Source organism: Aureibaculum sp. 2308TA14-22 (assembly GCF_040538665.1).
In the GTDB taxonomy this organism is placed as follows: domain Bacteria; phylum Bacteroidota; class Bacteroidia; order Flavobacteriales; family Flavobacteriaceae; genus Aureibaculum.
On sequence record NZ_JBEWXT010000001.1, the window covers coordinates 1,837,432 to 1,862,451 of the forward strand.

Below are 25,020 nucleotides of genomic sequence, written 5' to 3' on the forward strand. Positions count from 1 at the left end.
ACGAAAGTAATTTATACAACTGTACTCTTCCACTTTCCTTTTTTGAACAAAACAACACCAATAATGGCAATCAAAGCTTCTGCCAACACTATTGCTAAAAATACACCCATAGGTCCAAAATCTAATGTGATTGCCATGAGGTAGGCAAAGGGCAATTGAAACAACCAAAAGCACACAAAATTAATATAAGTTGGTGTTTTGGTATCTCCAGCACCATTAAAGGATTGAATAACCACCATTCCATAGGCATAGAAAACATATCCCGCTGCTACAACCTGCAAACACAATGCTCCATATTTTATAACTTCCGATTCATCACTAAACCATTGTAGAATTTCATGTGCAAATACCAAATAGACAAAAGATACAATTACCATAAAAATAGCATTGTATTTTCCTGTTTTCCAAACTGATTTTTCAGCTCGGTCGGGCTTTTTAGCTCCCAAATTTTGTCCAACTAGCGTTGCTGCCGCGTTGCTCATCCCCCAAGAAGGCATAAAGGTGAACATCATTACACGAATGGCAATAGTATAGCCCGCCAAGACTTCACTACCAAACTCGGATATAATACGTACTAAAAATACCCAACTGGAGGTTCCAATTAAAAACTGACCTATACCGCCCAGAGAAACTCTCATTAAGTTTAACATAATTGCCCATCGTAGTACAATGTCTTTGACCCTAATTTTCAATTTTCCCCAACCATAAAAAAGTATAAATAGTTGGAATACAACGGCTGTGCCTCTACCAATGGTAGTAGCGATTGCGGCACCTTCAACTCCATATGCGGGAACGGGACCAAAACCAAAAATAAAAATAGGATCCAAAATTATGTTTAATCCGTTAGATAATACCAATGTCCACATAGCGATAGATGCATTACCAGCACCCCTAAAAATTGCATTAATCAAAAACAATAACATGATGGTAATATTACCACCCATTAAAATTTGCGTATATCCATAACCTTCGGCTATCAAATCAGGTTCGGCCCCCATTAATGCTAATATTTCTTTAGGATAAACCACTCCGATGATTCCAATAACAATAGCTACGAGAATTCCAAGGATAATAACTTGTATCGCAGCTTGATTTGCTCCTATAACATCCTTTTCCCCTATTCTACGTGCTACCACGGCCGTTGCTGCCATACTCAAACCGATTGCGACAGCATAAACCAATGTAATTACCGATTCGGTCAATCCAATAGTAGCAACGGCATTTACACTAACTTGAGATACAAATATGATGTCAACCAAAGCAAAGATAGATTCCATGAGCATTTCCAAGATCATGGGAATGGAAAGCATAAATATTGCTTTTCTGATACTACCGCTTGTAAAGTCCTGCTCTTTGCTAGAAAGCGATTGTTTAAAATAAAAAAATAATTTTTTGAATGAAGGTATTGTTGATGTTGGCATGTTGTTTCGTTTAAATAGATATTAATGAGATAAGAAGAAGTTCTGTCTCTCCCAATAGCTATCGGGATAAAAAGGTCAATAAATTCTTATCGACTAATCTGGAAAGTCTATTTAAATAATCATAAGAATGCAAATGTGCAAAAAAAATTGAGATTAGTTTAACTTCTTTCTTCAAAAGGTAAAATGATTCCTTTTTCTAAATAATCCTTTAAACCGTTAAGCAACATTGCCCAACAAAATGAAGATATGCGAAAATGCGAATTACACTCCTGCCAACCTGTGTGAGAAAAGCTAAGCAGGGTTTTATCGTTTTTTTCTTTTAAATCGAACCCAAAGGTTGTAGAATTCCAATCTGAATCAGACTTTGTCATTTCAATATGGAAACTTTTATTTGGGATTAATTTGCTCACTTTTCCGTACCAATCATATTCGGACGTAAAGTAAAAATTACATTCATTACCAATTTCAGGAATTCCCTGACATTTTAAAGGCCACCAATTGATTAAATGTTCTGGCTCTGATACCGCCTCAAACACTTTTTCAATGGGAGTTTTTATAGTCAGGTCGTGGTAAATACCATAACTTTTATCTGAATTTGATTTGGTTGTGTTCATAAAAATAGTTTAACATCAGTTAAAACTTAACATATTCTTTGCTTCTCCCGATAGTAATCGAGATTCACTCTGAATGACAAACAAATTCCCTTCCCTTTGGGAAGGGCTAGGGATGGGCTTACCCTTTTATCCAATTCACAATAACATCATCTGTTGGCAATGTTTTTGGGGAAATAACTTTAACAACATGACCGCTTTCGTCAATCAGGTATTTTTGGAAATTCCATGATACTTCTGAGTCTTCCAGTCCATTTTTTTCTTTTTGCGTTAAAAATTGATACACTGGATGCATATCATCGCCCTTTACAGAAATTTTTGACATCATCGGAAAAGACACGCCATAGTTTTGTTGGCAAAACTCTGCAATTTCAGAATTTGTGCCAGGTTCTTGTTTCCCAAAGTTATTTGCAGGAAAACCTACAATGGTAAAATTATCGTCTTTATAGGTTTCGTACAATTTTTGCAAGTGTTTGTACTGTGGCGTTAACCCACATTTGGAAGCGGTATTGACGACCAATATTTTTTTACCCTTTAGAGAAGAAAAATCAAAATCATCTTCTGTTAAGGTTTTTACTTTAAATTGATAAATATCTTCCATTTCTTGTTGGTTTACAGCCATTGCCGTATGGTCGGCAACAGAATCTTTTTCCGAATTATTTTCTTCTACGTCTTTTTTGGTGTCTTTACAACTTATCAGCATTAAAACTGATAATACTATTGCTAAATTTTTCATCCTTTAATTTTTTTTGATTTTTTATAGTGCTTTTTAAATTTGACATAGGCTAAAATACTGATTATTGCGGAAACGATCAACCAGCCCCATATTTCTTTAGGTATAGGTGCTGCATCACCCACCGCATAAGAGTGCAATCCTGACAGTAAATGATTTACTCCTAAATAGGTCATTAAAATAGAGGCAAACGAAAATACAGCTACCATATTAAAAGTAAAACGGCTTCTTAAGCCTGGCACTAAACGCATATGCAGCACAAATGCATAGACCATAATACTTACCAAGGCCCAAGTTTCCTTAGGATCCCAGCCCCAATAACGGCCCCAACTTTCGTTGGCCCACATACCACCCAAAAAGTTTCCAATAGTTAGCATTACCAATCCAATGGTCAAAGACATTTCATTGATAACTGTAATTTCTTTTATGGCCAAATCAAGTTTAGGTTTATTCTTTTTTGTGGTTACGGCAAATAAAATAAGTGCCAATAACCCTAATACCATTCCAATTGTTAAAGGCCCGTAACTACCCACAATAATCGCCACATGAATCATCAACCAATAAGAATCCAATACAGGTACTAATGTGCCAATAGACGGATCCATCCAATTCCAATGGGCAATCATTAAAATCATAGAAACTACAAAAGTAGTTGCCGCAACAGTTAATGCGGATTTTTTACCGAATAACAACCCGAAAAGCATGGTTGCCCAAGCTACGTATATCATAGATTCGTAACCATTACTCCAAGGTGCATGCCCAGAGATATACCAACGTACACCCAAACCAATAGTGTGGTAAATAAATAAGGCTGCAATAATAATTATACCCGCTTTTACCAACTTATTAACTAGTTTTGAGCTATTAAAAATTTGCACAATCACTACAATAAATAAGAACAATGCTGCATACATATAATACATATACAAACTTTTAAAAATATCGTATTTATTGTAAAATAGCTCTAATTCAATTTTTCTATCCGAGGGCATCACGGCTCCACCAAACTTGTGTTGGTATTTATGAATGCTTTCTAAAAATTCATCGGCTTTAGAATAATCTCCTTCGGTCGTTGCTAGTTTTAAACCATTGGCATATAATGGAATAACATTGGCAACATATAATGAGTCCGTTCCTTTAAATCCTGCTAGTTTATGCTCTACATAAGAGAACCACTTGTTATTTTCATCGCCTTGTAAAGGAAAAAATTTAAAAATACTACTATTTATGATGGCCTGAAACAATAAAGTAACCCTACCATCTATATTCAGAACGCTTTCTTCAAATTTATTTTTAATCTTCTTTTTATAGGCCTTTTCAACTTCATCTCGCAATTTATATTCACCCTTATTCGTAAACATATCTGATAATCGCAAATATTCCTGATCTTCTGGAACACCTAATAATCCACGAACCCTAGTATTTGCAGGCTTCACATAAATAAATGGAACGGACATCCAAATTCTAGGGTTGGTAACCATAGATACCGCAACTTGATTTGCATCTAAACCGTTATACTCATCTTTCTTGCTAACCTTACGCAACAATTCAGAGGTAAAAGTATTAACGGGCTTCATTCTACCATTTTGATCTTGAATGACCAAACTACCAAAGCGTTCAGCATGTTCAACCGAAACTGCTTGTGCGGTTAAAATAGAATCTATTTTTTCTTTAGAAAGCACATGGTTATTGTGATCGTTTTGAGCAAAAGCAATTCCACTAAAAAGCAAAACCAATACAGTAAGGGCCGCTTTTTTCTTTTTAATTTTATTCAACGCTCTACGTAAATCTGCAAAACGCGTAGTTTTAGAAAACAAAATCATTATTAAGCCAGTATATAGAAATGAGTACCCTATATAAGTAACCCATGTACCCACCGAATCATAATTTACAGATAAGTGTGTCTCTTCATATTCATCAGTAATCCTATAACTTGACTGAAAAAATTTGAACCCTTTATGGATTAAAATATTATTCATGAAAATTCTGAAATCGAAGTTTTCGCCATTATCCATTACAGTCACTTCACTAGCATACGATTTTGGACTGTTTGAACCAGGATATCTATCCAATTGAAAATCGTTCAGTTTAATAGAAAAAGGCAATTGCAATTGATTGGCTCCGTATGAAATTCTAAAATTCAACCCATCCATGTTGAACATTTCAGGCGGCGTTGCAGCAAATTTATACCCATATAAATCAACAATTTTTTTATCGTTTTCAGTAACCACTTCAACAGTTAGTTTATCGGCGGGATGTGCCTCTTTGTCATCAGAAGAAACTTCAACCAACTTACCTTTTATTCCTGGAGTTGGTACCACAAATTGAAGGCCAATAATATTATGCAAGGCTCTTAAATTAAAAGTTTGTACAGAATCTTTTACAATATTGCCTTTGGCCTGTGTGGCCATGACCATATAATCTCCAGCAAATGGTGATTGAATTTTTAAAGTATCATTCTCTGTAAAGATATTTACTGCACCTTCGGTTTTATTTTCAAAAGCCACCAAAGCATTATGTATATTGGCTACTTCTCCTTTTTTGATGTAGTGGTCATGCCTTTCGCCTCCACCCGATTCTACAAAATGTAAAAATTCTTCACCTGAGGCATCTTTCTCAAACTTTTCGTAAGCATTTGGCAAATAGCTTACGTAATTTACGGTTACAGGTTTATCTCTAAAATCAGCTTTTAATGAAAAATCATTACCCCCTCTTAAAAAATTAAAAAACCTTGAGACCAACGGTATAAATCTGGTTTCTGACCCAATTTCAGGTGCAAAATAATATAGTTTATGTAACTCCCTTGCTTCTTTATTATCATCTACATGCACATTTAATGTTGTCTTTTCTGACAGCATTAAATTCGTAGTCTCACCTTCTTGTATTGGCATTATTGCTTCATAACTTATATACCTTGTAATACCAGCACCAATCAAAATTAAAATGAAGGCTAAGTGAAACATTAAAACTGAAATTTTCTCTTTACGTAGTAATCTATATCTAAAAATATTACCAATAAAATTAACTACAAAAATGAGCATTATAAGTTCAAACCACCAAGTATTATATACCAGTGCTTTTGAAGCTTGTGTTCCATAGTCGTTTTCAATAAAAGTGGCAATACCCATAGCGGCACCAAATACGATAAACAAAATTGCGGTAAGACGTGTAGAGAAGAGAATATTATATAATTTTTTCATACGGATATAAGATGCAAATAAACTCGTGCGAAGATACTTAATTTTGTGTTGAAATCACTACTTTTAACGTTTTATTGTTAACCTTAAATCTTGCAAAATTAAATTATGATTTCAGTTGTTATTCTTGGGTCGGGCAATGTTGCAAACCACCTAACCAAGGTTTTTTACAAGGCAGATGGAATTCATTTACAACAAGTCTATGCCCGCAATAAATCATCATTAAATTTACTTAACACTGAAATTGAAACAACTGATAATTTATCAAAATTAGCTGATGCAGATGTTTATATCATTGCTATTTCTGACGATTCCATTTCAGAATTTTCCGCTCAACTTAATTTGAAAAATAAGTTAGTAGTACACACATCGGGCAGTGCATCTATAAGTGCATTAAAAGCAACAGCAAATAAAGGTGTTTTCTACCCTGTGCAAACCTTTTCCGTACTCCACAATGTTGATTTTAGTGAAGTCCCTGTTTGTATAGAAACTGAAAACAATGATGATTTGTTATTGTTGGAAAAAGTTGCTAGCTCAATTACAAAGCATGTGTATTTTATTGACTCAGCACAGCGGAAGTATTTACATATTTCGGCAGTTTTCATCAATAATTTCGTTAATCATATTTATAAAGCTGGTTATGATATTTGTGCCAAAAATTCAATACCCTTTCAAATTTTACATCCATTGATTATTGAAACCGCTGAAAAAATTACACATATAAATCCAAGTTCTGTGCAAACGGGTCCTGCAAAAAGAGGCGATAAAAAAACCATAAATAAACATCTTAAATTATTGGATGGTAAAGAAAAAGAAATTTATGACTTATTAACCCAATCTATACAAAAAACTTATGGAAAAAAGCTATAAAGAATTGATGCCCCAGATTACCACTTTTATTTTTGATGTGGACGGTGTTTTAACAGATGGGAAAGTGACAATATTCCCTGATGGGCAACTTATTAGATCCATGAACATTAAAGATGGATATGCCTTAAAAACTGCAGTGGAAAATGGTTATAACGTATGTATAATTTCTGGAGGAACCAATGAAGCCGTTAAATCGCGATTAAGAGGATTAGGAATTACCAATATTTATTTAGGAGCACATCATAAAGTGGATCAATTAGAAGAATATTTAGATATTTACAATATTAAGCCAGAAAATGTATTATATATGGGCGATGATATTCCTGATTATCCCGTTATGGAAATGATAGGTTTACCAACATGCCCAAAAGATGCCGTACAAGAAATTCAGAATATTTCGTTGTATATATCACAAAAAAAGGGCGGAAATGGATGTGTTAGAGACGTTATTGAACAAGTGATGAAGGTGCAGGATAAATGGAACATAAATTTTGATGCTAAGCTAGATTAGCTAAATATGACCACAGAAGAGAAATTATTGAAAATCCCGATAATAGGTTGGTTCGTTACACTTTTTAAAAAGATTAAAGTTCTAGGTTTAGAAGGCATGTCTTTATACAATGTGTTAGAAATGTATGCTTTAGGAATTGTAAGAGGTGCATTAACAGCCAGAGCTGGCGGTATTGCTTTTAGTTTTTTTATGGCATTGTTCCCTTTTGCCCTATTTATTTTAACACTTATTCCGTATATCTCTATTGAAGGGTTTCAAGAAGGGTTTGTAGATTTTATCCATCAAGCATTACCACCACAGACTTTTGAAGCGGTTGACTCCGTTCTAAAAGATATTACCAATAATAAATATGGAGGGTTGCTTTCTTTTGGATTTATTTTTTCTATAATTTTAATGACCAACGGTGTTAATGCCCTTTTTGGCGGATTTGAATATAGCTATCACAAATTACAAACTCGTTCCATAATAAGACAGTTTTTAGTTTCAATGGCCATATCTATTATATTGGCATTATTGTTGTTTGTTACAGTAGCAGTAATTATTTACTTTGAAATTGCAATTAGCAACTTTAAAGAAAAAGGATATGTTTCTGATGATTTATTTTGGATAGACATGGGCAGATATGTTATAGTACTGGCCATGATACTGATAACGGTGGCACTATTCTATTTTTTTGGCACCAAAGAAGGAAGACAAGTTTCTTTCTTTTCTCCAGGTGCTATTTTAACCACCTTATTATTGCTGCTAAATTTTAAAATTTTTGGTATATATGTGCGTAAATTTGCCCAGTATAACGAACTCTATGGAGCGGTTGGAACAGTTTTAGTTTTAATGTTGTTTATATGGCTGAACTCCATTATACTCTTACTGGGTTTTGAACTAAACGCCGCTATTATCGGACTAAAAAGGAATATTAAAGCCAAAAACAGTATTGAGAATTAAATGAGAAAAATAGCCTACATAATAGTTTTAGTTTTAATCTGTTCTGTAACCTTAACTGCACAAAACAAAAAGTCAATTGATTTGAATTGGCAAACTGATTTTGAAAAAGCAAAAGAGTTGGCTACTTCAGAAGACAAGCATATACTCATTTATTTTACTGGATATGACAGGACAGATTCTTGTCAAATGTTAAATGAGGATTTTTTCTATACGGAAAAATTTCAAAAAATAGCAAAAGAACATTTGATATTGGTTAGGGTAAACGAACCTATGAGAGAAGATGCTATTTCTGACCAACAGAAAAAAAAGAACGCTATTTTAAGCAAACAGTATCATCAAAAAGTACACCCAACAGTTGTTTTAGCTGACGCTGAAGGAAAGTTAATTGGAATGATTGAAAGTTACAATTATTTACGTGATACCAGTAAACATTATGGGTTGTTGGAAAAGGTTGTTGAGGAATAAAATCAGAAAAGAGGTTTATATGGGTTTTCTTTCCTAACGAAAGTGACTTATTCATTAATTTTAATTTCCCCTTTCATTTTTGGTATTATAAAGCTAAATAAGGAAATATATCCAAATCTGAAATCCTAATACCCATATCCAAACTCAATCATTTCATATTTAAACTTCTACTTAAGTATTTTTAAACCATAAAAAAACCGTCCTAATTGCTCAGGACGGTTTAAATATTATAAGATGTTAATGATTACTTTTTCTTAGCATCCATTTTATCTTTTAAATCAGCTAACGCAGAAATGTCTCCTAACGTAGCTTTTTCTACATTATCCTCCATTTTCTTTTTAGTTGCTCTTACTGTTTTCGCTTCTTGAGCTTTAAAGATAGACGTGTGAGACACTACCAATCTTCTATACTCTTTATTGAACTCTAACACTTTAAAATCAACCTTATCACCTTTGGCTATTTTAGAACCATCTTCTTTTTCCATATGACGTTGTGGCACAAAAGCCTCAACTCCATCATCTCCAAAAGAAACCAACGCACCTTTATCGGTAACCGAAGTTACTTCACCAGGGTGAACTGAATCAATTTGAAACTTATCTTCATAAGCATCCCAAGGATTTTCAGTAGTTTGTTTATGGCCTAAGTTTAATTTACGTCCTTCTACATCTAATTCCAATACTTCAACAGCCAATTGGTCTCCAACTTTCACAAAATCTGATGGATGTTTAACTTTGGTTGTCCAAGACAGATCAGAAATATAAACCAATCCGTCAATACCTTCTTCTAACTCAACAAACACACCAAAATTAGTGTAATTTCTAACTGTACCCGTGTGCTGAGATCCAACAGGGTATTTAGAAGTTACGTCCGTCCAAGGATCTGGATGTAACTGCTTCATCCCTAAAGACATTTTACGCTCTTCTCTATCCAAGGTTAAAATAACTGCTTCAACCTCATCACCTACATTTACAAAATCTTGTGCTGAACGTAAATGTGTTGACCATGACATTTCAGATACGTGAATCAACCCTTCAACGCCTTGGCTTACTTCGATAAACGCACCATAATCAGCAATTATAGCAACTTTACCTTTTACTTTGTCACCAACTTTAAGTTCGTTATCCAACGCTTCCCAAGGGTGTTTCTGTAATTGTTTTAATCCTAATTGAATTCTAGATTTATTATCGTCAAAATCAAGGATAACCACATTTATTTTCTCATCTAGCTCCAATACCTCACTTGGGTGATTGATTCTACTCCAAGATAAGTCGGTAATATGCACTAATCCGTCAACACCACCTAAATCGACAAACACACCATAAGAAGTAATGTTTTTAACAATACCTTCTAGTACTTGTCCTTTTTCTAATTGACCTATGATTTCTTTTTTCTGTTCTGCAAGATCAGCTTCAATCAATGCTTTATGAGAAACTACAACGTTTTTAAATTCGTGATTTACTTTAACCACTTTAAATTCCATTGTTTTATCTACATACTGGTCGTAATCTCTTATCGGCTTCACATCAATTTGAGAACCTGGTAAAAATGCTTCTATTCCAAAAACATCTACAATCATACCACCCTTAGTTCTGCATTTTATATAACCAGTAACCACTTCTTGAGTTTCATGTGCAGTATTAACACGTTCCCAAGCTTTAATTACTCTAGCTTTTTTGTGCGATAACACCAGTTGTCCGGTGCTATCTTCACGCTTGTCAACCAATACCTCTACAGTATCACCAACTGCTAAACTTGGATTGTATCTAAATTCGTTTAAAGATATTACACCTTCAGATTTTGAATTAATATCGATAATAGCCTCTCTATCAGTTAATCTGATAACTTCACCATCAATAACTTGACGCTCCTCAACAAAACCAACAGTTCCTTTAAGGGCTTCGTCAAATTCTTCTAACTTCTTATCATCGACTGCCTCAATACCTTCTTCGTATTTATGCCAATCGAAATTGTCTAAAAACTCTTGCGTATTTTTTGGAGCAGGCTCAGCTTCTTTTTCTTCTTCAACTTCGGCAACAACTTCTTTTTCTTCTTTAGCAGAAACTTCTTCTACAACTTCTTCTTTCTTTTCTTCCTTTTTCGGAGCTTCTTTCTTCTCTGCTTTTGGAGTCTCTTTTGCTACTTCCTCCTCTTTCTTTTCAGCTTTTGGAGCTTCTTTTTCCTCTTCTTTAGTATCTTCGGCATAAACAGCTTGTGCTCCTAATTCTTCAACCAAAATGGTATAGAAAATTGCTCTGTACTTATTTCTGTTTGAAGAACCAATAATTTCAATAGCTTTTTTGATAGCTTCATCCAATTTTTCAGAATTTTCTAATCCTAATTTTTTGATTAAAAAATTCTTCTTTACAGTCTCTAATTCCTTCGAATCAGAACTTGATACTTTTTCAGCATCTGTTTTGTAAATTGATGGACCTAATCCTTTGGTTACACTTGCTAATAAATCAGTATCTAGTTTTAATCCTAATTTGTTAACCTCTTCGGTGTATTGGTCAATTTTTTCTTGTAGTTTAGACATGTGGTCTAATTGAGTTTGTATTTTATTGAAATTCAGATTATTAACGATAATTTCAATAAAAGAGTTTATATTATTTTTTTCTTTAAAATCCCTTTCTAAATCTGTACTCGTAAAAAGGAGTGCAAAAGTATTGATTTTTTCTTAATCTAACAATAAGAAAGTCAAATAAATATGAGTGATATGTAAAGGATTTAGCCAACAATTGCCCAAATTAATTAATTTACAAATTTTTTATACTAATTTCTATGACAAATATCATTGTATAATTATAGTTTGATTTCTAAATTTATGGACATAATTTTTAAGTCAAACTGTCATGAGAAATATACTTTATGCTACTGATTATTCAAAAAATTCCATTACCGCGTTAAAATACGCTTATCAATTAAGTACTAAAATTAATGCCCAGTTGACGGTAATTCATGTATTTCATTATCCAACCACATTAATTGATATGGTTAGTAATGCTGAACCCAACTTTGGTGTAAACTATTACAAAAAACACACCTCAAAATTACAGCAATTCTGTAATGATTATTTAGGTTATGAACTGAAAAATGTAAACGTAGAAGCCATTGAAAATAATTCAGTACTAAATGCCATTATTACAAAGGCTAAAGAATTAGATCCATTATTTATAGTAGTTGGGACTAAAGGTCAAAGTTCATTAAAAGATTTAATTATGGGTAATACCACAAAAAATTTGATTGAAAATGGTTTATTTCCAGTGCTATCTATACCTAACAAAAAAAGAATCTCAAGTTTTAAAACAATTGTTTATGCTACTGCCTTTGAAGAAGATGATATAAATGCAATTTGCAAATTAGCAGAAATTGCTAAACCTCTAAACGCTGAAATAAAAGTAGTACACGTCTCTTCGGAAAAAGATTATTCTGGTAAGGTTCAAATGGAATGGTTTAAAGAAATGTTAAACAATAAAATAGATTATAAAAATATAAGTTTTGACATTGATATTTCAAATGATATTTTTAATTCACTAAGGTTATACGCAGATAATACTGAAGCAGATTTAATTGCAATGTTAGACCGTAAAAAAGGCGGATTTCTTAAAAATCTTTTGAATAAAGATACGGTACAAAAAATGAATGATTACGGAAAATATCCGCTTATCAGTTTTAACGTAAGTAATTGCTTAAAGTTAAACTTTTATTGATACACAAACAATTAGCCGATATATATCATTTGATTTACGAATCTATTATGGTTATTTTATAGTATCGAAAAAAATAAGACATCATGAAAAATATACTCTTACCTACCGACTTTTCTGAAAACTCTAAAAACGCTATAAATTATGCGTTAGAACTGTTTAAAGACTCTACTTGCACTTTTTACATTTTAAACACATATACACCGGTTATATATAATTATGACTACCAGATGAATACTGGTGGATATTTAGGCGATGTAGTTGATGTGATAAGAAATAATTCACAAGAAAATCTTGAGGAGCTAAAAAAATCCATAAAAGAAAAAAACAAAAACCCTAAACACCAGTTTGAATTAATCTCGTCTTTTAGCACACTAACTGATGAAATAGATTTATTGGTTGCCAAGTACAATATAGATTTAATAATTATGGGTACAAAAGGAGCATCAGGTGTCAAAGAAGTTTTATTTGGCACAAATACCATTCATACTATCAAAAAGGTAAAATGCCCAGTTTTGGCAATACCTGATGGCTTTTTCTTTGAACAACCAAAAGATATTCTTTTCCCGACAGATTATAAGATTGATTTTACGCCTGGGCATATAGACATTCTTGACACAATAAGTAGCCTCTTTAATTCTAAAGTTCACATACTACATGTCTCATCAAACAGAGCATTAAATGAAACAGAAAATACTCATAAAGAGAAATTAAATAATTTATTAAGTGACACAAACAAGGAATTTTATAATGTTAAAGATCAGGAAATTACACAAGCCATAAACGAGTTTCAAAAAACTACATACGTACACTTGTTAATGATGATAAAAAACAAACACACGTTTTTAGAAAACCTGTTCTTTAAAAAAGTGATTCATCAAATCGGATTCCATCTAACAATACCCTTTTTAGTAGTGCCCTCAGAATTTTAAAGTAATTTATATGAAAAATATCTTAATACCTACCGATTTTTCTGATAATGCTTGGGATGCTTTGCTTTATGCTATAAGACTATACGATAACGTTCCCTCCCGCTTTTATATATTAAATACCTTCCAGATTGGTACTTCAAGGACAACTAATAGAATGTCTAGTAAAAGAGGTACAAAACTTTTTCGTGTACTTCAAGAAGAATCTGAAAAAGGATTACAAAAAATTCAAAATTATTTGAATGAAAATTTATTAAATGACAATCATGAATATAAGACCCTATCGAAAACAGGTGATTTATATATTAATTTAAAGCAAATAGTCTCTCAAAATAACATTGATATAATTATAATGGGAACCACTGGTGCTACCGGTGCTAAAGAGATATTTATGGGAAGTAATGCTGTCAAAGTAATCAACAATATTGACCTTTGTCCAGTATTGACTGTACCTAAAAATTATGACTTTAATGAATTGAAAAATATTGCTTTTGCTACAGATTTAAAAAAGAAATTCAGTGCTTTGGAACTATCTAGTTTAATCGAATTACAAACTATTTATCAGTGTGAAATTAGTATTTTACACGTAAAAGAATATGATAATTTAGATGAAAATCAGCTCATAGAATTGGCACATATAAAATCGCTATTCCACAATGAATCATTAACCCATTATAAAGAAATAGGTCTAAATGGTAATGTTGCCAAAACAATCATTGAATTTAGCGAAAAACACAATGTTGATTTAGTTTGTTTAGTAAATCACGAAAAAAAATTCTTGCAAAAATTAATGCAAGAAGCCGTGGTTAAAAAAGTTAATTTCAGAAGTGAAATACCAATATTGACTATACCAATGTGATTTTAAAAATTGAACAATATAAACTCTAGCAGAGGACTAATTTATTTGGTAACAAGATACTACGTTCTTCGTTTTCTACCAGTAATTTCAATATCTTTAACTTGATACACAATAGGCGTTTTTCCTTGATAGGCTTTGCTCGAAAATTCGTTGATGAAATCCATTTTTTTATGTTCTTTTATCCTGATTAGTTCTTTTACACCTCTGGAAAAATCGTGAAGCTTAGCTTTAGAATTAATCCCTTCCAATTCATTAAACCTCCCGTGTACTAAAACTGAATTCCAATCATTTACAGACCTTATTTCAGTAACTAACATTGATACCCAATAATAGTTTCGCATCGCTTTTATTTTATGACCATCGGCCGAGTAAAAAAGTAAATTATTACTATTTCTATCAAAAAAATAAGTAACAGGTACTACATAAGGAGTGTTTTGTGCTATATATGACAAATAACCTATATAGTTATTCTCTAGAATAATAATTGATTCTTTTGTGCCTATTTTTTTTATCATAACCTTTTTTTAAAATTCTTATAAGAACAGTATAGGAGCTTTACTTATGTAAGTTATTTTTGGCGTTGAAGAAGAAGAAAAAATTCTCTCAAAAAATGATTTTATATGTACAACTTTCGCAACTAAATCAATCTTGTTTTCCTTAACAAAATTCTCAATCGTATTTTCAATACGGTCACCCCCTACTTCAAAATAATTTGGTTTTACGCTCTTAAACCAATCGTTACTATTTTTGTTCTTTTTATTTATCGACAATACATATAACTGGGAGTTATATTTTTCTATTAAGTAATTTAATGGTAAAGAAATATTGCTGGCAATTGTACTATCAGTTTCATTAATGAATAAAATTTTATCAGGGATATTAAACTCGTAATTTTCTGGAACGACCAAAATAGGTAAGTCAATAATTCTGACGACCTGAATGGTGTTAGAACCAAAAACTACTTCTTTTACTCCTGAGATACCGTTTGTTCCCATAACAACAAAGTCAATATTTTTTATTTCAATTACCTGTTTTACAGCACTTATAAAACTATCATAATCACATATTCCTTCAAAATAAAAATCTTCTTTATCATACCTCTTTGCTAAATTTTTAACTAAAATATTTATTTGTTCTTTGGGGTTTTTAATAACTGAATCATAAACAGATTTTTTTGGAGTCATTATTAAATCGCTTGTAATGTATCGCGATGCTTTTTGAACATTTAACACATAAAAATTCGTAGCTTCTCCTTTTAACAACTGCGTGGCATATTCAATAGCATTATTAGCATTTTCAGAAAAATCGGTAAGTAAAAGTATATTTTGCATTGCTACTAGCTTTCTTTTATAAAGATACAAAGTACGTGGGATAGAAATATGACAAATGTCATTGTATTGATAATTTAACAGTTCTACTTTTGGAAATTGAAAATAAACGATATCCATGTCAACATCAACATTAATTCAAAAGTATAATGTACCTGGACCCAGATACACTAGTTATCCAACGGTACCCTATTGGGAAGAACAGAGTATTGATGCAAATAAGTGGATACAAACCGTAAAAAATTCTTTTTCTGAAAGTAATTCTTCAAAAGGAATAAGTATATATGTTCATCTACCCTTTTGTGAGAGTTTGTGTACATTTTGTGCTTGCCATAAATACATTACCAAAAGGCATGAGGTAGAAGTGCCTTATATTAATACTTTATTGAAGGAATGGGAAATTTATTTGCAACAATTTGAAAAAAAACCAATACTTAGAGAACTACATCTGGGTGGAGGTACACCTACATTTTTTAAAGTTGAAAATCTAGAATATTTCATCAAATCTATTTTAAACACTGTTGATTTGCACAATGATTTTGAATTTAGCTTTGAAGGACATCCGAATAACACAACTCAAGAGCATTTGCAAACACTCTATAATTTAGGTTTCACAAGAGTTAGTTTTGGCGTACAAGATTATTCGGATAAAGTGCAGAAAGCAATTAATAGAGTACAACCCTTTGAAAACGTAAAAAATGTTACCGAATGGGCCAGAGATATTGGCTATACCTCCGTTGGTCATGATTTGATTTTTGGTTTGCCCTTCCAAACCATAAGCGATGTTATCGATACCATAAAAAAGACAATGGTATTTAAGCCCGAAAGAATTTCATTTTACAGTTATGCCCACGTACCATGGGTCAAAGGCGTTGGGCAGAGAGGTTTCAAAGATTCAGACATTCCAAAAGGTGACGAGAAAAGAAAATTATACGAAATAGGTAAATATATGCTGCTCCGTTTAGGGTATGTAGAAACAGGTATGGATCATTTTGCACTACCATCAGACACACTTTACAAAGCTTTTAATAATGCCGATATGCACAGAAATTTTATGGGATATACCACAAATCCTACACAATTGATGATTGGCTTAGGCATGTCTGCCATTAGCGATTCTTGGTACAGTTTTGCACAGAACAAAAAATCGCTCAAAGGTTATCAAGAGCAAATAGAAAAAGGTGAAATTCCGTTGTTAAAAGGTCACTTATTAACTGAAGAAGATTTAATTATCAGGCAACATATTTTAAATATTATGTGTCATTTTAAAACCTCTTGGAAAAACGATAGTTTAAAATTTAAAGCTTTACCAGAAACGCTAAATCGTTTACAAGAACTAGAAAAAGACGGACTTGTGGTTGTTGTAGACAACGAACTTATTGTACCTAAAAAAGCGAGAGCTTTTGTAAGAAATATTTGCATGGCTTTTGATTTGAGAATGGTAAGAAATAAGCCTGAAACACAACTGTTTTCGATGACAGTATAATCTTATTAATGGCTAATTTCAAAAAAGATGTGTTCTACCCTGGTCTATTTCTTTAGCAAAATTTGCTATGCTTTTATTTGATAATTCATCTATTAATTGTTTTCTTAATGGATATATTAAATGATGTACTGGACAGGGATTCTCGTCACCACATTCTGGCAAACCTAATGAACATGCATTGAACTTTTCCAAACCGTCAATAACATCAACAATTGTTATTAAAGGGTACCCTCTATTTACATCAGTTAGGTAAAAACCACCACTTCTTCCCTTAGTCGAAGAAATTATATTTCGTTTGGTAAGCTGTTGTAATGTCTTCGCTAAAAAAGGAGCTGGTATATTAATAACATCCGCAATTGATTTTGGGCTATATTTTTTTTCCTCGCTAGAATTAGCAGATAAAAACAGGACAGCTCTAATGGCGTATGTACTTGATTTTGATAACATTTTTTATTATGTTTGCATCGCTTTAATAAAAAAGATAAAAATATCTTTTTATATGACAAATATCATATTCTTTAAAGAACAGCAGTACTAATTTTGTACCAAATATAAATCAACAAATATGAAATCAAAAATTTTAATGTCAATTTTACTCTTAGCCATTGTTTTTTCATGTAAAAAGGAAACTAAGACAAATAATGAATCAAGCACAACAACTGAAGAAACTTCAGCACAACCAACAGAGAATAAAGGTCAAGCATCGGTAACGGATGATGTGTCTGCGGCTAATGCCTTACAGGTAGCAAAATCTTTACCTGATTTTACAACGTTGGTTACAGCTATTGAAGCTGCAGGTGTTGAAAACGCAGTGGTAAATGTTGGACCATTAACCATTTTCGCTCCAACAAACGAAGCTTTTGGAAAATTGCCAGAAGGCACTGTAGAAACATTGGTTAAACCTGAAAACAAAGGGAAGCTAGCATTTATTTTAACAAATCATGTTGCACCTGCCAACTATCCTGATACACAATTAGAGAAAGAAGCTAAAAAAGGTCGGAAATTATATATGGCTTCTGGTGAGTACCTAGAGGTAGTTAAAAAAGAAGATGGACTTTATGTTGGCGGTACCAAAATTTTAAAAACGGTACAGGTAAGTAATGGATGGATACATGTTGTTGGCGATGTAATTGTGCCAGCTGAAAAGTAAGTAGTGTTCAATGCTCAAAATAATCAATTGAAACAAATAATAATCAAAACTAAAATAATGAAAAAAGTAATTTTAAGTGTATTGGTATTGTCCCTCACGTTATTTGTGAGTTGTGGTGATAAAGCCAAAAAGGATAGTTCTGAAAAAGAGAAAGTAAAAGAGGAAGTCGTTGAAGAGGTGGCAGAAGTTGATCCAATGCAAAATAAAGGAATTGGACCAATTAAAAGTGTAACCCTTGCCGCTGAAGTTGATAAAGATTTAGCAGCAAAAGGTAAAGAGGTGTATGATCAAATGTGTTCTGCTTGTCATAAAACCGATAAGAAATTTATTGGCCCAGCACCTAAGGATATTTTAGAAAGACGTACACCAGAGTGGGTAATGAATATGATACTGAATCCTGACGAAATGGTAAAAAAAGATCCAATAGCTAAAGCATTATTAGCAGAATATTTATCGCCAATGTCTAATCAGAATTTGACTGAAGAGCAAGCTAGAGCCATTTTAGAATATTTTAGAACTTTATAATAAATCAAACTTTAAATAATAAACTAATGAAAACAACTTTTAAATCAATAGTGCTATTATTATCTGCTACTTTTATATTAAGTGGTTGTGGTAATAACAATAGCAAGTCAGCTGGAAACGACGGTGCTTTAAGAAGCAGTAAAGCTGAAAAAGTATATGTAGCACCAGGCGAGCATGATTCGCATTATGCTTTTATCTCTGGAGGTTATAGTGGTAACGTAACGGTTTACGGCTTACCTTCTGGTAGATTGTTTAAAGAAATCCCTGTTTTTTCTCAATTCCCAACTTCGGGTTATGGATATTCTGAAGAAACGAAACCAATGTTAAACACTTCTTTTGGAGAAATTCCTTGGGATGATGCCCATCACCCAGATATTTCTCAGACAAATGGAGTATTAGACGGACGTTGGATTTTTATCAATGGTAACAACACACCACGTATTGCAAGAATTAGTCTTAAAACTTTTGAGACTGAAGAAATTATTGAAGTACCAAATAGTGCAGGTAACCATAGTTCTTCATTCATTACCGAAAATACGGAGTATGTTGTTGCTGGTACACGTTTTTCAGTTCCCGTACCTCAAAAGGACATGCCCATAGCTGAATATAAAGGAAACTTTAAAGGAGCTTTATCATTTATTAAGGTTGATCCTGAAACAGGTAGAATGGGTATTAAATTCCAAATAATGATGCCTGGTTTCAACTATGACCTTTCGCATCCTGGTAGAGATAAATCTCACGGATGGTTCTTTTTTACTACGTACAATACTGAAGAAGCAAACTCATTGTTAGAAGTAAACGCATCACAAAATGATAAAGATTTTATTGCAGCTATTAACTGGAAAAAAATTGAAGAATATGTAGATAATGGTGGTGGTACCAAAATGCCAGCAAATTATGCACATAACGTTTATGATGAGCATACGCATACGGCTACATCAACTATGAAAAAAGAAGTATTAACCGTAAATCCAGCAGATATACCTGGTGCTATTTATTTATTGCCAACACCAAAATCTCCCCATGGTTGTGATGTTGACCCAACGGGAGAGTATATTATTGGTAATGGTAAATTATCAGCTGATTTAACTATACATTCTTTCACAAAAATGTTAGACGCTATTGAAAACAAAAAATTTGATGGTGACGCTTATGGAATTCCAATTTTAAACTATGAAGATGTATTAGCTGGTGCTGTAAAATCTGGTGGTTTAGGCCCTTTACATACCGAGTTTGATGACAAAGGCAATGCCTACACAACTTTCTTTATCTCTTCAGAGGTAGTAAAATGGAAAGTAGGTACTTGGGAAGTAATAGATAGAAAACCAACGTATTATTCAGTAGGTCACTTAACAATTCCTGGAGGTAACTCTAGAAAACCTTTTGGTAAATACATGTTCGCAATGAACAAAATTACTAAAGATCGTTATTTACCAACTGGGCCAGAATTAGAACACTCAGCACAATTATATGACATTAGCGGTGATAAAATGGAATTACTTTTAGATTTTCCAACACATGGAGAACCTCACTATGCAGCTGCAATTCCAGCAGATATTGTTAAAGGTAATTCTCAAAAAATATACAGATTAGATGAGAACAAACACCCATATGCTGTTACAAATCAAGCAGATGCTAAAGTTACACGTAACGGAAACGAAGTTCATATTTCTATGTCTATGATAAGAAGTCACTTTACACCTGATAATATTGAAGGTATAAAAGTTGGTGACAAAGTATATTTCCATATTACAAACTTAGAGCAAGATTTTGATGTGCCTCATGGATTTGCTATGATTGGTCAAAACACATCTGAGTTATTGATTATGCCAGGACAAACTAAAACTTCAGTATGGGAACCAAAACAGGTAGGTGTTTGGCCATTCTATTGTACAGATTTCTGTTCTGCATTACACCAAGAAATGCAAGGTTATATTAGAGTATCACCGAAAAATTCTAATATAGAATTATCTTGGACTTTGGACGGTGAATAATTGATTATTTTAGTTTGAAAAGGCTGTATTGAAAATTTCAATCCTTTAGTTTCGTACAGCCTTTTTGTTTTACTTCAACTGGAATTATTTGAATTAATTCCTTCTCCTAGTAAGAGATAAAATTAGAAAAAAATGAAAAAGGCAGGTATTATTATGATTATCGGCTCTTTATTACTATTGGGTCTATTCAAATTCCCTTTGTGGAATATTATGTTAGGAGCTCCTCAATATCCTGAACCTTTAGGTTTAGATATTTATATTAACGGCATACAAGGTGCCTCTGAATTTGATTTACAAAATATTGATGGTTTGAACCACTACATTGGTATGAAAACCCTTCCAAAACCAGAAGATATGTGGGAGTTCTCCATTTTTCCGAAAGTAATTGGTGGTATGGTTGCCATAGGTGTATTAATAGGCATTTTAGGGTTTATAGGTAAAGTTTCCTATAAATGGTTTATTGGTTGGTTTATCTTAATGTCCATTTTGGGTATTTTAGGTATGTATGATTTTCATTTATGGTTAATAGATTATGGAAGTAATTTAGACCCAAAAGCTATTTTAAAATTAGTAGATGAGCAGGGGAACCCCATGAAATATGACCCACCACTTATCGGACATAAAATATTATTGAATTTTGATGCCTTTTCATATCCGCATACGGGTGCTTATATGATGTTTGTAGGAATGATGCTTACCATTGTAGCATTTTTTGTTGGTAAAAAAGAATATAAAAAATCATGAAGAAGTTAATTGTACTTTTTTTTATGACCTCTTTAGTATTTGCGTGTTCCATCGAACCATCAAAAATTGAATATGGTAAAGATGCCTGTCATTTTTGTAAAATGGCTATTGTTGAGAAAACACATGCCACTCAAATAGTAACCAAAAAAGGAAAACCCTTTAAGTATGATGCCATTGAGTGCATGGTAAATGATTTACTTAAAAGAGATATTAACGAAATAGAATTGTTTTTAGTTACGGACTACCTAAAGCCTGCAACATTAATTGATGCAAAAACAGCAACTTATTTAATCAGTCCTACCATTCAAAGTCCAATGGGAGCAAATTTATCAGCATTTGCTGCAAAAGAGGATGCTCAAAAATTTGTTAAAACAGATATTGATAAATTATACAATTGGGCAAAAATTCAGAAAGTAAATTTTAAAGAATAAACTAACTCAAATTAGCTAAAGCTGTCTTATGTTTAATTCTAATCTAGGGCAGCTTTTTTACGTAAATAACAATTATGAATAAAAATATAATCTTAGAAACAGAAATAAAAGGCTTAAAAGCCTCAAAAATATTTACTACTGACAGTACGGAAACATTATTAATAACCTTAGAAAAAGACAAGCTCTTTCCTACACATACTTCGCCCAAAACAACATTATTGGTTGTTTTAAAAGGTAAAATTGATTTCCATATTGAAAATAAAACCATTATTTTAGCAAAACATCAAACTTATACCTTTGAAAAGAATGTTGAACATCAAGTTACAGCTCATAAGGATTCTAAATTTTTGATTATTAGATAATAAAATGCTAAGGGTTACTTTTCAACTTTTATTTTTTTTCTGTGTTATTTCTAGTGGTTATTCTCAATCCATTGAAGTATGTACTACTTGCGAAGTAAAAACGCTAACTGAGGCCATCGCTAAGTCAAAATCACATGATAAGATAATTGTACAAAACGGCACGTATTTAGAAAGCGATATTATTATTGATAAACCATTACAAATAATTGGAAAAAACAACCCAATTGTTAATGGTGAAAAAAAAGGCTATGTTTTTATTATAAAATCGGATAGTGTTTCTATTACAGGGTTAACTGTCAAAAACCCTGGACAAAGCTATACTAAAGACTATGCTGCAATTTATATTTCTAAAAGCAATAACTTTTTATTTGAAAATAACACATTAGAAAATGTATTTTTTGGATTTTTATTAGAGAAATCACATCATGGTAAACTTATTGGCAACCATGTTTCTAGTAACGCTGTTGACCAATCTTCTTCTGGAAATGGCATCCATTTATGGAATTGTTCAAATATGCGTATTGAAGACAATGAAGTAAATGATTTACGAGATGGTATTTATTTAGAATTTACAAAAAAGAGTAAGGTCATTAATAATAGAAGTCATAATAATATGCGTTATGGTCTGCATTTTATGTTTTCTAACGAGAATGAGTATCATGATAATATATTCAGAAATAACGGTGCTGGAGTAGCCGTAATGTTTTCCAAATTTATAAAGATGACTGGGAATACATTTAAGAAAAATTGGGGTACTGCCTCTTACGGGTTATTATTAAAAGAAATTTACGATGCTGAAATTGAAAATAATACTTTTGAGGAAAATACCATTGGTATTAATGTTGAAGGGTCTACAAGAATCAATTATTTTAAAAATAATTTTATCAGTAACGGATGGTCCGTTAAAATTGCGGGAGCATGTTATACCAATATCTTTAAAGAAAATAATTTTTTAAATAATTCTTTTGATATTTCTTATAACAGCAAGATGAACGACAACAAATTTGATAATAACTATTGGAGTTCTTATACAGGTTATGACCTGGACAAAAACGGTATTGGCGACATTCCTTACCGACCCGTAAAATTGTTTTCTTACATTGTTAACAAAACTCCTGAAACCATTATATTATTGAGAAGCCTATTTGTAGATATTATTAATTTTTCAGAAAAAGTATCGCCAGTTTTTACACCCAACGAATTGGTAGACAATACCCCATTAATGAAACCCTTTAAATGATTGAAGTACAGAACATATATAAAAAATTCGGAAAAGTTGAAGTCTTAAAAGGTTTGGATTTATCCATTAACGCTAATACCTCTGAAGGAGGTATTTTTGCAATTCTTGGCCCAAATGGATCAGGTAAAACTACACTTATAAAAAGTATATTAGGGATGGTGATTCCTAATAAAGGAGAAATAAAAATTAAGGACAAAAGTGTTTTAAAAAAACATCAGTACCGAAACAACATCAATTACCTACCACAAATAGCAAACTTCCCAAGCAATTTAAGTGTAAAAGAATTGATAAAAATGGTTAAAAACTTAAGGCCAAAACCAGCTGAAGATCAGGACTTGATTAATTTATTTGGCTTAGAACCTTTTTTGGACAAAAAATTAGGCAACCTATCTGGTGGCACCAAGCAAAAAGTAAACATTCTGCTGACTTTTATGTTTGATAGTGAGTTGATTATTTTAGACGAACCAACCACAGGTTTAGATCCTATTTCGTTACTTAATCTTAAAAAAATAATTTTAACTGAAAAGAAAAAGGGTAAAACTATTTTAATCACCTCTCACATTATGAGCTTTGTAGAAGAAATGGCTGATGAGATAGTGTTCTTATTAGATGGAAAAATATATTTTAAAGGAACGCTAACTGCCATAAAAGAGCAAACAGACCAAACCGATTTAGAACATGCCATTGCGGCAATTTTAACCAAAGAAAATGCTTAAAATATTAAAATACAGTTTTTACGATCTTATGCGTAGCAGTTGGAGCTACGTGTATTTTGCATTTTACCTAGCTTTGGGTTTTGTACTCTTGTTTCTAAACAACGACGTATCAAAAGCAGTCATTACTTTAATGAATATTATTGTGGTACTTACACCATTGATAGGTACCATTTTTGGGGTTATGTACTATTATAATTCTCGCGAATTTACAGAACTGCTCTTGGCACAACCGTTAAAAAGATCAACTATTTTTATCGGTCAATATTTAGGTGTGGCTATATCGTTATCTTTAAGTTTGGTAATTGGGTTGGGAATTCCGTTTTTGGCTTATGGTATTTTGCAATCCTCTGATATTTTTAATTTTGCTTCCCTCCTACTTGTTGGTGCTTTTTTGACCTTTATTTTTGTAGCATTGGCTTTTAATATTGCCCTATCTAATGAAAACAAAATCAAAGGCTTTGGCTATGCCATTTTGGTTTGGCTATTCCTAGCAGTAATTTATGATGGCTTGTTTTTGATTTCGTTAGTAATGTTGCAAGAATATCCGCTAGATAAATTTTCGTTGGTTACAACCATGCTTAATCCTATAGATTTATCACGTATTTTAATTTTATTAAAATTAGATATTTCCGCCCTACTTGGTTATACAGGTGCCGTTTTTCAAAAATTCTTCGGCACAAGTATAGGTATGATTATTTCCTTTTTTGTACTTTCACTTTGGGTTGTATTACCTGTATTACGTATCGTGTACAAATCAAAAAGAAAAGATTTTTAACTTTTCTTTAACTTTTATACCATGGAT

25 protein-coding genes are annotated in these 25,020 nt (G+C 32.3%); 17 read left to right on the forward strand and 8 right to left on the reverse strand.

The features are described 5' to 3' along the window. Positions 1–11: 11 nt before the first annotated feature. The 4 genes from U5A88_RS08080 to ccsA all read right to left on the reverse strand — a co-directional run bounded on the left by U5A88_RS08080 (position 12) and on the right by ccsA (position 5,965). A complete protein-coding gene (locus U5A88_RS08080; protein ID WP_354205383.1) occupies positions 12–1,421 on the reverse strand; it encodes an MATE family efflux transporter in 1,410 nt (469 codons plus the stop codon). A 158-nt stretch (positions 1,422–1,579) separates the two neighbouring features. Then, positions 1,580–2,035 carry an SRPBCC family protein gene (locus U5A88_RS08085; protein WP_354205385.1) on the reverse strand — a complete coding sequence of 152 codons (456 nt, stop codon included), beginning with the start codon at positions 2,033–2,035 and terminating at the stop codon, positions 1,580–1,582. 118 nt (positions 2,036–2,153) lie between these two features. Continuing rightward, on the reverse strand, positions 2,154–2,768 hold the full coding sequence (locus tag U5A88_RS08090) for a glutathione peroxidase (RefSeq protein WP_354205387.1): 615 nt from the start codon (positions 2,766–2,768) through the stop codon (positions 2,154–2,156). After that, positions 2,765–5,965 (reverse strand): cytochrome c biogenesis protein CcsA, encoded by a 3,201-nt coding sequence (gene ccsA / locus U5A88_RS08095; protein WP_354205389.1) that lies wholly within the window; start codon positions 5,963–5,965, stop codon positions 2,765–2,767. The genes U5A88_RS08090 and ccsA overlap by 4 nt, the downstream gene beginning before the upstream one ends. A gap of 105 nt (positions 5,966–6,070) precedes the next feature. On the opposite strand from ccsA, the gene U5A88_RS08100 reads away from it, so the two are divergent. Genes U5A88_RS08100 through U5A88_RS08115 form a run of 4 tightly spaced genes read left to right on the forward strand, consistent with a single transcriptional unit; the run spans position 6,071 to position 8,750 of the window. Beyond that, complete coding sequence (locus U5A88_RS08100; protein WP_354205391.1) at positions 6,071–6,832, forward strand: Rossmann-like and DUF2520 domain-containing protein; 762 nt, start codon at positions 6,071–6,073, stop codon at positions 6,830–6,832. Continuing rightward, positions 6,816–7,343, forward strand: a complete 528-nt coding sequence (locus U5A88_RS08105) for a KdsC family phosphatase (protein ID WP_354205393.1) — start codon at positions 6,816–6,818, stop codon at positions 7,341–7,343. Before U5A88_RS08100 ends, U5A88_RS08105 begins: the two co-directional genes overlap by 17 nt. A gap of 6 nt (positions 7,344–7,349) precedes the next feature. Further along, on the forward strand, positions 7,350–8,285 hold the full coding sequence (locus U5A88_RS08110; protein WP_354205395.1) for a YihY/virulence factor BrkB family protein: 936 nt from the start codon (positions 7,350–7,352) through the stop codon (positions 8,283–8,285). After that, the gene (locus tag U5A88_RS08115; RefSeq protein WP_354205397.1) at positions 8,286–8,750 is read left to right on the forward strand and encodes a thioredoxin family protein; all 465 of its coding nucleotides are present in this window, start codon (positions 8,286–8,288) and stop codon (positions 8,748–8,750) included. It abuts the gene before it with no gap. Positions 8,751–8,994: 244 nt separating this feature from the next. Here the strand turns inward: U5A88_RS08115 and rpsA are convergent, their stop codons facing one another. Then, positions 8,995–11,283, reverse strand: coding sequence for a 30S ribosomal protein S1 (gene rpsA / locus U5A88_RS08120; protein WP_354205399.1), 2,289 nt, complete (start codon positions 11,281–11,283; stop codon positions 8,995–8,997). 316 nt (positions 11,284–11,599) lie between these two features. Between rpsA and U5A88_RS08125 the strand changes: the two genes are divergently transcribed. The 3 genes from U5A88_RS08125 to U5A88_RS08135 all read left to right on the forward strand — a co-directional run bounded on the left by U5A88_RS08125 (position 11,600) and on the right by U5A88_RS08135 (position 14,242). Beyond that, positions 11,600–12,457, forward strand: a complete 858-nt coding sequence (locus U5A88_RS08125) for a universal stress protein (protein ID WP_354205401.1) — start codon at positions 11,600–11,602, stop codon at positions 12,455–12,457. A gap of 83 nt (positions 12,458–12,540) precedes the next feature. Next, on the forward strand, positions 12,541–13,386 hold the full coding sequence (locus tag U5A88_RS08130; RefSeq protein WP_354205403.1) for a universal stress protein: 846 nt from the start codon (positions 12,541–12,543) through the stop codon (positions 13,384–13,386). Positions 13,387–13,396: 10 nt separating this feature from the next. Next, positions 13,397–14,242: a universal stress protein gene (locus tag U5A88_RS08135; RefSeq protein WP_354205405.1), complete on the forward strand. Its 846-nt coding sequence runs from the start codon at positions 13,397–13,399 to the stop codon at positions 14,240–14,242. A gap of 59 nt (positions 14,243–14,301) precedes the next feature. Here U5A88_RS08135 and U5A88_RS08140 read toward each other — a convergent pair whose 3' ends face one another. Continuing rightward, positions 14,302–14,757 carry a pyridoxamine 5'-phosphate oxidase family protein gene (locus U5A88_RS08140; RefSeq protein WP_354205406.1) on the reverse strand — a complete coding sequence of 152 codons (456 nt, stop codon included), beginning with the start codon at positions 14,755–14,757 and terminating at the stop codon, positions 14,302–14,304. 18 nt (positions 14,758–14,775) lie between these two features. Further along, entirely contained in the window at positions 14,776–15,573 is a 798-nt protein-coding gene (locus U5A88_RS08145; protein ID WP_354205408.1) for a universal stress protein, read from the reverse strand. 115 nt (positions 15,574–15,688) lie between these two features. Between U5A88_RS08145 and hemN the strand changes: the two genes are divergently transcribed. Then, positions 15,689–17,056 (forward strand): oxygen-independent coproporphyrinogen III oxidase, encoded by a 1,368-nt coding sequence (hemN, locus tag U5A88_RS08150; RefSeq protein ID WP_354205410.1) that lies wholly within the window; start codon positions 15,689–15,691, stop codon positions 17,054–17,056. Between the two features lie 18 nt (positions 17,057–17,074). Here hemN and U5A88_RS08155 read toward each other — a convergent pair whose 3' ends face one another. Beyond that, positions 17,075–17,503, reverse strand: a complete 429-nt coding sequence (locus tag U5A88_RS08155; protein WP_354205412.1) for an RrF2 family transcriptional regulator — start codon at positions 17,501–17,503, stop codon at positions 17,075–17,077. A 118-nt stretch (positions 17,504–17,621) separates the two neighbouring features. Between U5A88_RS08155 and U5A88_RS08160 the strand changes: the two genes are divergently transcribed. The 9 genes from U5A88_RS08160 (at position 17,622) to U5A88_RS08200 (ending at position 24,993) form a co-directional block, all read left to right on the forward strand. Then, on the forward strand, positions 17,622–18,206 hold the full coding sequence (locus U5A88_RS08160) for a fasciclin domain-containing protein (protein ID WP_354205414.1): 585 nt from the start codon (positions 17,622–17,624) through the stop codon (positions 18,204–18,206). A 57-nt stretch (positions 18,207–18,263) separates the two neighbouring features. Continuing rightward, on the forward strand, positions 18,264–18,731 hold the full coding sequence (locus tag U5A88_RS08165; protein ID WP_354205416.1) for a c-type cytochrome: 468 nt from the start codon (positions 18,264–18,266) through the stop codon (positions 18,729–18,731). Positions 18,732–18,757: 26 nt separating this feature from the next. Further along, entirely contained in the window at positions 18,758–20,725 is a 1,968-nt protein-coding gene (gene nosZ, locus U5A88_RS08170; protein ID WP_354205418.1) for a Sec-dependent nitrous-oxide reductase, read from the forward strand. A gap of 132 nt (positions 20,726–20,857) precedes the next feature. After that, on the forward strand, positions 20,858–21,469 hold the full coding sequence (locus tag U5A88_RS08175; RefSeq protein WP_354205420.1) for a hypothetical protein: 612 nt from the start codon (positions 20,858–20,860) through the stop codon (positions 21,467–21,469). After that, positions 21,466–21,900 (forward strand): nitrous oxide reductase accessory protein NosL, encoded by a 435-nt coding sequence (locus U5A88_RS08180; protein ID WP_354205421.1) that lies wholly within the window; start codon positions 21,466–21,468, stop codon positions 21,898–21,900. Before U5A88_RS08175 ends, U5A88_RS08180 begins: the two co-directional genes overlap by 4 nt. 74 nt (positions 21,901–21,974) lie before the next feature. Further along, the gene (locus U5A88_RS08185; protein ID WP_354205423.1) at positions 21,975–22,262 is read left to right on the forward strand and encodes a cupin domain-containing protein; all 288 of its coding nucleotides are present in this window, start codon (positions 21,975–21,977) and stop codon (positions 22,260–22,262) included. Between the two features lie 4 nt (positions 22,263–22,266). Further along, a complete protein-coding gene (locus U5A88_RS08190; protein WP_354205425.1) occupies positions 22,267–23,502 on the forward strand; it encodes a nitrous oxide reductase family maturation protein NosD in 1,236 nt (411 codons plus the stop codon). Continuing rightward, positions 23,499–24,218 carry an ABC transporter ATP-binding protein gene (locus U5A88_RS08195; protein ID WP_354205427.1) on the forward strand — a complete coding sequence of 240 codons (720 nt, stop codon included), beginning with the start codon at positions 23,499–23,501 and terminating at the stop codon, positions 24,216–24,218. The genes U5A88_RS08190 and U5A88_RS08195 overlap by 4 nt, the downstream gene beginning before the upstream one ends. Then, positions 24,211–24,993 (forward strand): ABC transporter permease, encoded by a 783-nt coding sequence (locus U5A88_RS08200; protein ID WP_354205429.1) that lies wholly within the window; start codon positions 24,211–24,213, stop codon positions 24,991–24,993. The genes U5A88_RS08195 and U5A88_RS08200 overlap by 8 nt, the downstream gene beginning before the upstream one ends. The last annotated feature ends 27 nt before the right edge of the window (positions 24,994–25,020 follow it).

What these genes read in the sequence shown, in the direction of transcription:
- U5A88_RS08200 (WP_354205429.1), top strand. Translation starts at nt 24,211, where the DNA reads ATGCTTAAAATATTAAAATACAGTTTTTACGATCTTATGCGTAGCAGT.
- U5A88_RS08105 (WP_354205393.1), top strand. Translation starts at nt 6,816, where the DNA reads ATGGAAAAAAGCTATAAAGAATTGATGCCCCAGATTACCACTTTTATT.
- U5A88_RS08160 (WP_354205414.1), top strand. Translation starts at nt 17,622, where the DNA reads ATGAAATCAAAAATTTTAATGTCAATTTTACTCTTAGCCATTGTTTTT.
- U5A88_RS08190 (WP_354205425.1), top strand. Translation starts at nt 22,267, where the DNA reads ATGCTAAGGGTTACTTTTCAACTTTTATTTTTTTTCTGTGTTATTTCT.
- U5A88_RS08110 (WP_354205395.1), top strand. Translation starts at nt 7,350, where the DNA reads ATGACCACAGAAGAGAAATTATTGAAAATCCCGATAATAGGTTGGTTC.
- U5A88_RS08130 (WP_354205403.1), top strand. Translation starts at nt 12,541, where the DNA reads ATGAAAAATATACTCTTACCTACCGACTTTTCTGAAAACTCTAAAAAC.
- nosZ (WP_354205418.1), top strand. Translation starts at nt 18,758, where the DNA reads ATGAAAACAACTTTTAAATCAATAGTGCTATTATTATCTGCTACTTTT.
- U5A88_RS08135 (WP_354205405.1), top strand. Translation starts at nt 13,397, where the DNA reads ATGAAAAATATCTTAATACCTACCGATTTTTCTGATAATGCTTGGGAT.
- U5A88_RS08145 (WP_354205408.1), bottom strand. Translation starts at nt 15,573, where the DNA reads ATGCAAAATATACTTTTACTTACCGATTTTTCTGAAAATGCTAATAAT.
- U5A88_RS08080 (WP_354205383.1), bottom strand. Translation starts at nt 1,421, where the DNA reads ATGCCAACATCAACAATACCTTCATTCAAAAAATTATTTTTTTATTTT.
- U5A88_RS08185 (WP_354205423.1), top strand. Translation starts at nt 21,975, where the DNA reads ATGAATAAAAATATAATCTTAGAAACAGAAATAAAAGGCTTAAAAGCC.
- ccsA (WP_354205389.1), bottom strand. Translation starts at nt 5,965, where the DNA reads ATGAAAAAATTATATAATATTCTCTTCTCTACACGTCTTACCGCAATT.
- U5A88_RS08140 (WP_354205406.1), bottom strand. Translation starts at nt 14,757, where the DNA reads ATGATAAAAAAAATAGGCACAAAAGAATCAATTATTATTCTAGAGAAT.
- U5A88_RS08115 (WP_354205397.1), top strand. Translation starts at nt 8,286, where the DNA reads ATGAGAAAAATAGCCTACATAATAGTTTTAGTTTTAATCTGTTCTGTA.
- U5A88_RS08085 (WP_354205385.1), bottom strand. Translation starts at nt 2,035, where the DNA reads ATGAACACAACCAAATCAAATTCAGATAAAAGTTATGGTATTTACCAC.
- U5A88_RS08165 (WP_354205416.1), top strand. Translation starts at nt 18,264, where the DNA reads ATGAAAAAAGTAATTTTAAGTGTATTGGTATTGTCCCTCACGTTATTT.
- rpsA (WP_354205399.1), bottom strand. Translation starts at nt 11,283, where the DNA reads ATGTCTAAACTACAAGAAAAAATTGACCAATACACCGAAGAGGTTAAC.
- U5A88_RS08125 (WP_354205401.1), top strand. Translation starts at nt 11,600, where the DNA reads ATGAGAAATATACTTTATGCTACTGATTATTCAAAAAATTCCATTACC.
- hemN (WP_354205410.1), top strand. Translation starts at nt 15,689, where the DNA reads ATGTCAACATCAACATTAATTCAAAAGTATAATGTACCTGGACCCAGA.
- U5A88_RS08180 (WP_354205421.1), top strand. Translation starts at nt 21,466, where the DNA reads ATGAAGAAGTTAATTGTACTTTTTTTTATGACCTCTTTAGTATTTGCG.
- U5A88_RS08195 (WP_354205427.1), top strand. Translation starts at nt 23,499, where the DNA reads ATGATTGAAGTACAGAACATATATAAAAAATTCGGAAAAGTTGAAGTC.
- U5A88_RS08155 (WP_354205412.1), bottom strand. Translation starts at nt 17,503, where the DNA reads ATGTTATCAAAATCAAGTACATACGCCATTAGAGCTGTCCTGTTTTTA.
- U5A88_RS08175 (WP_354205420.1), top strand. Translation starts at nt 20,858, where the DNA reads ATGAAAAAGGCAGGTATTATTATGATTATCGGCTCTTTATTACTATTG.
- U5A88_RS08090 (WP_354205387.1), bottom strand. Translation starts at nt 2,768, where the DNA reads ATGAAAAATTTAGCAATAGTATTATCAGTTTTAATGCTGATAAGTTGT.
- U5A88_RS08100 (WP_354205391.1), top strand. Translation starts at nt 6,071, where the DNA reads ATGATTTCAGTTGTTATTCTTGGGTCGGGCAATGTTGCAAACCACCTA.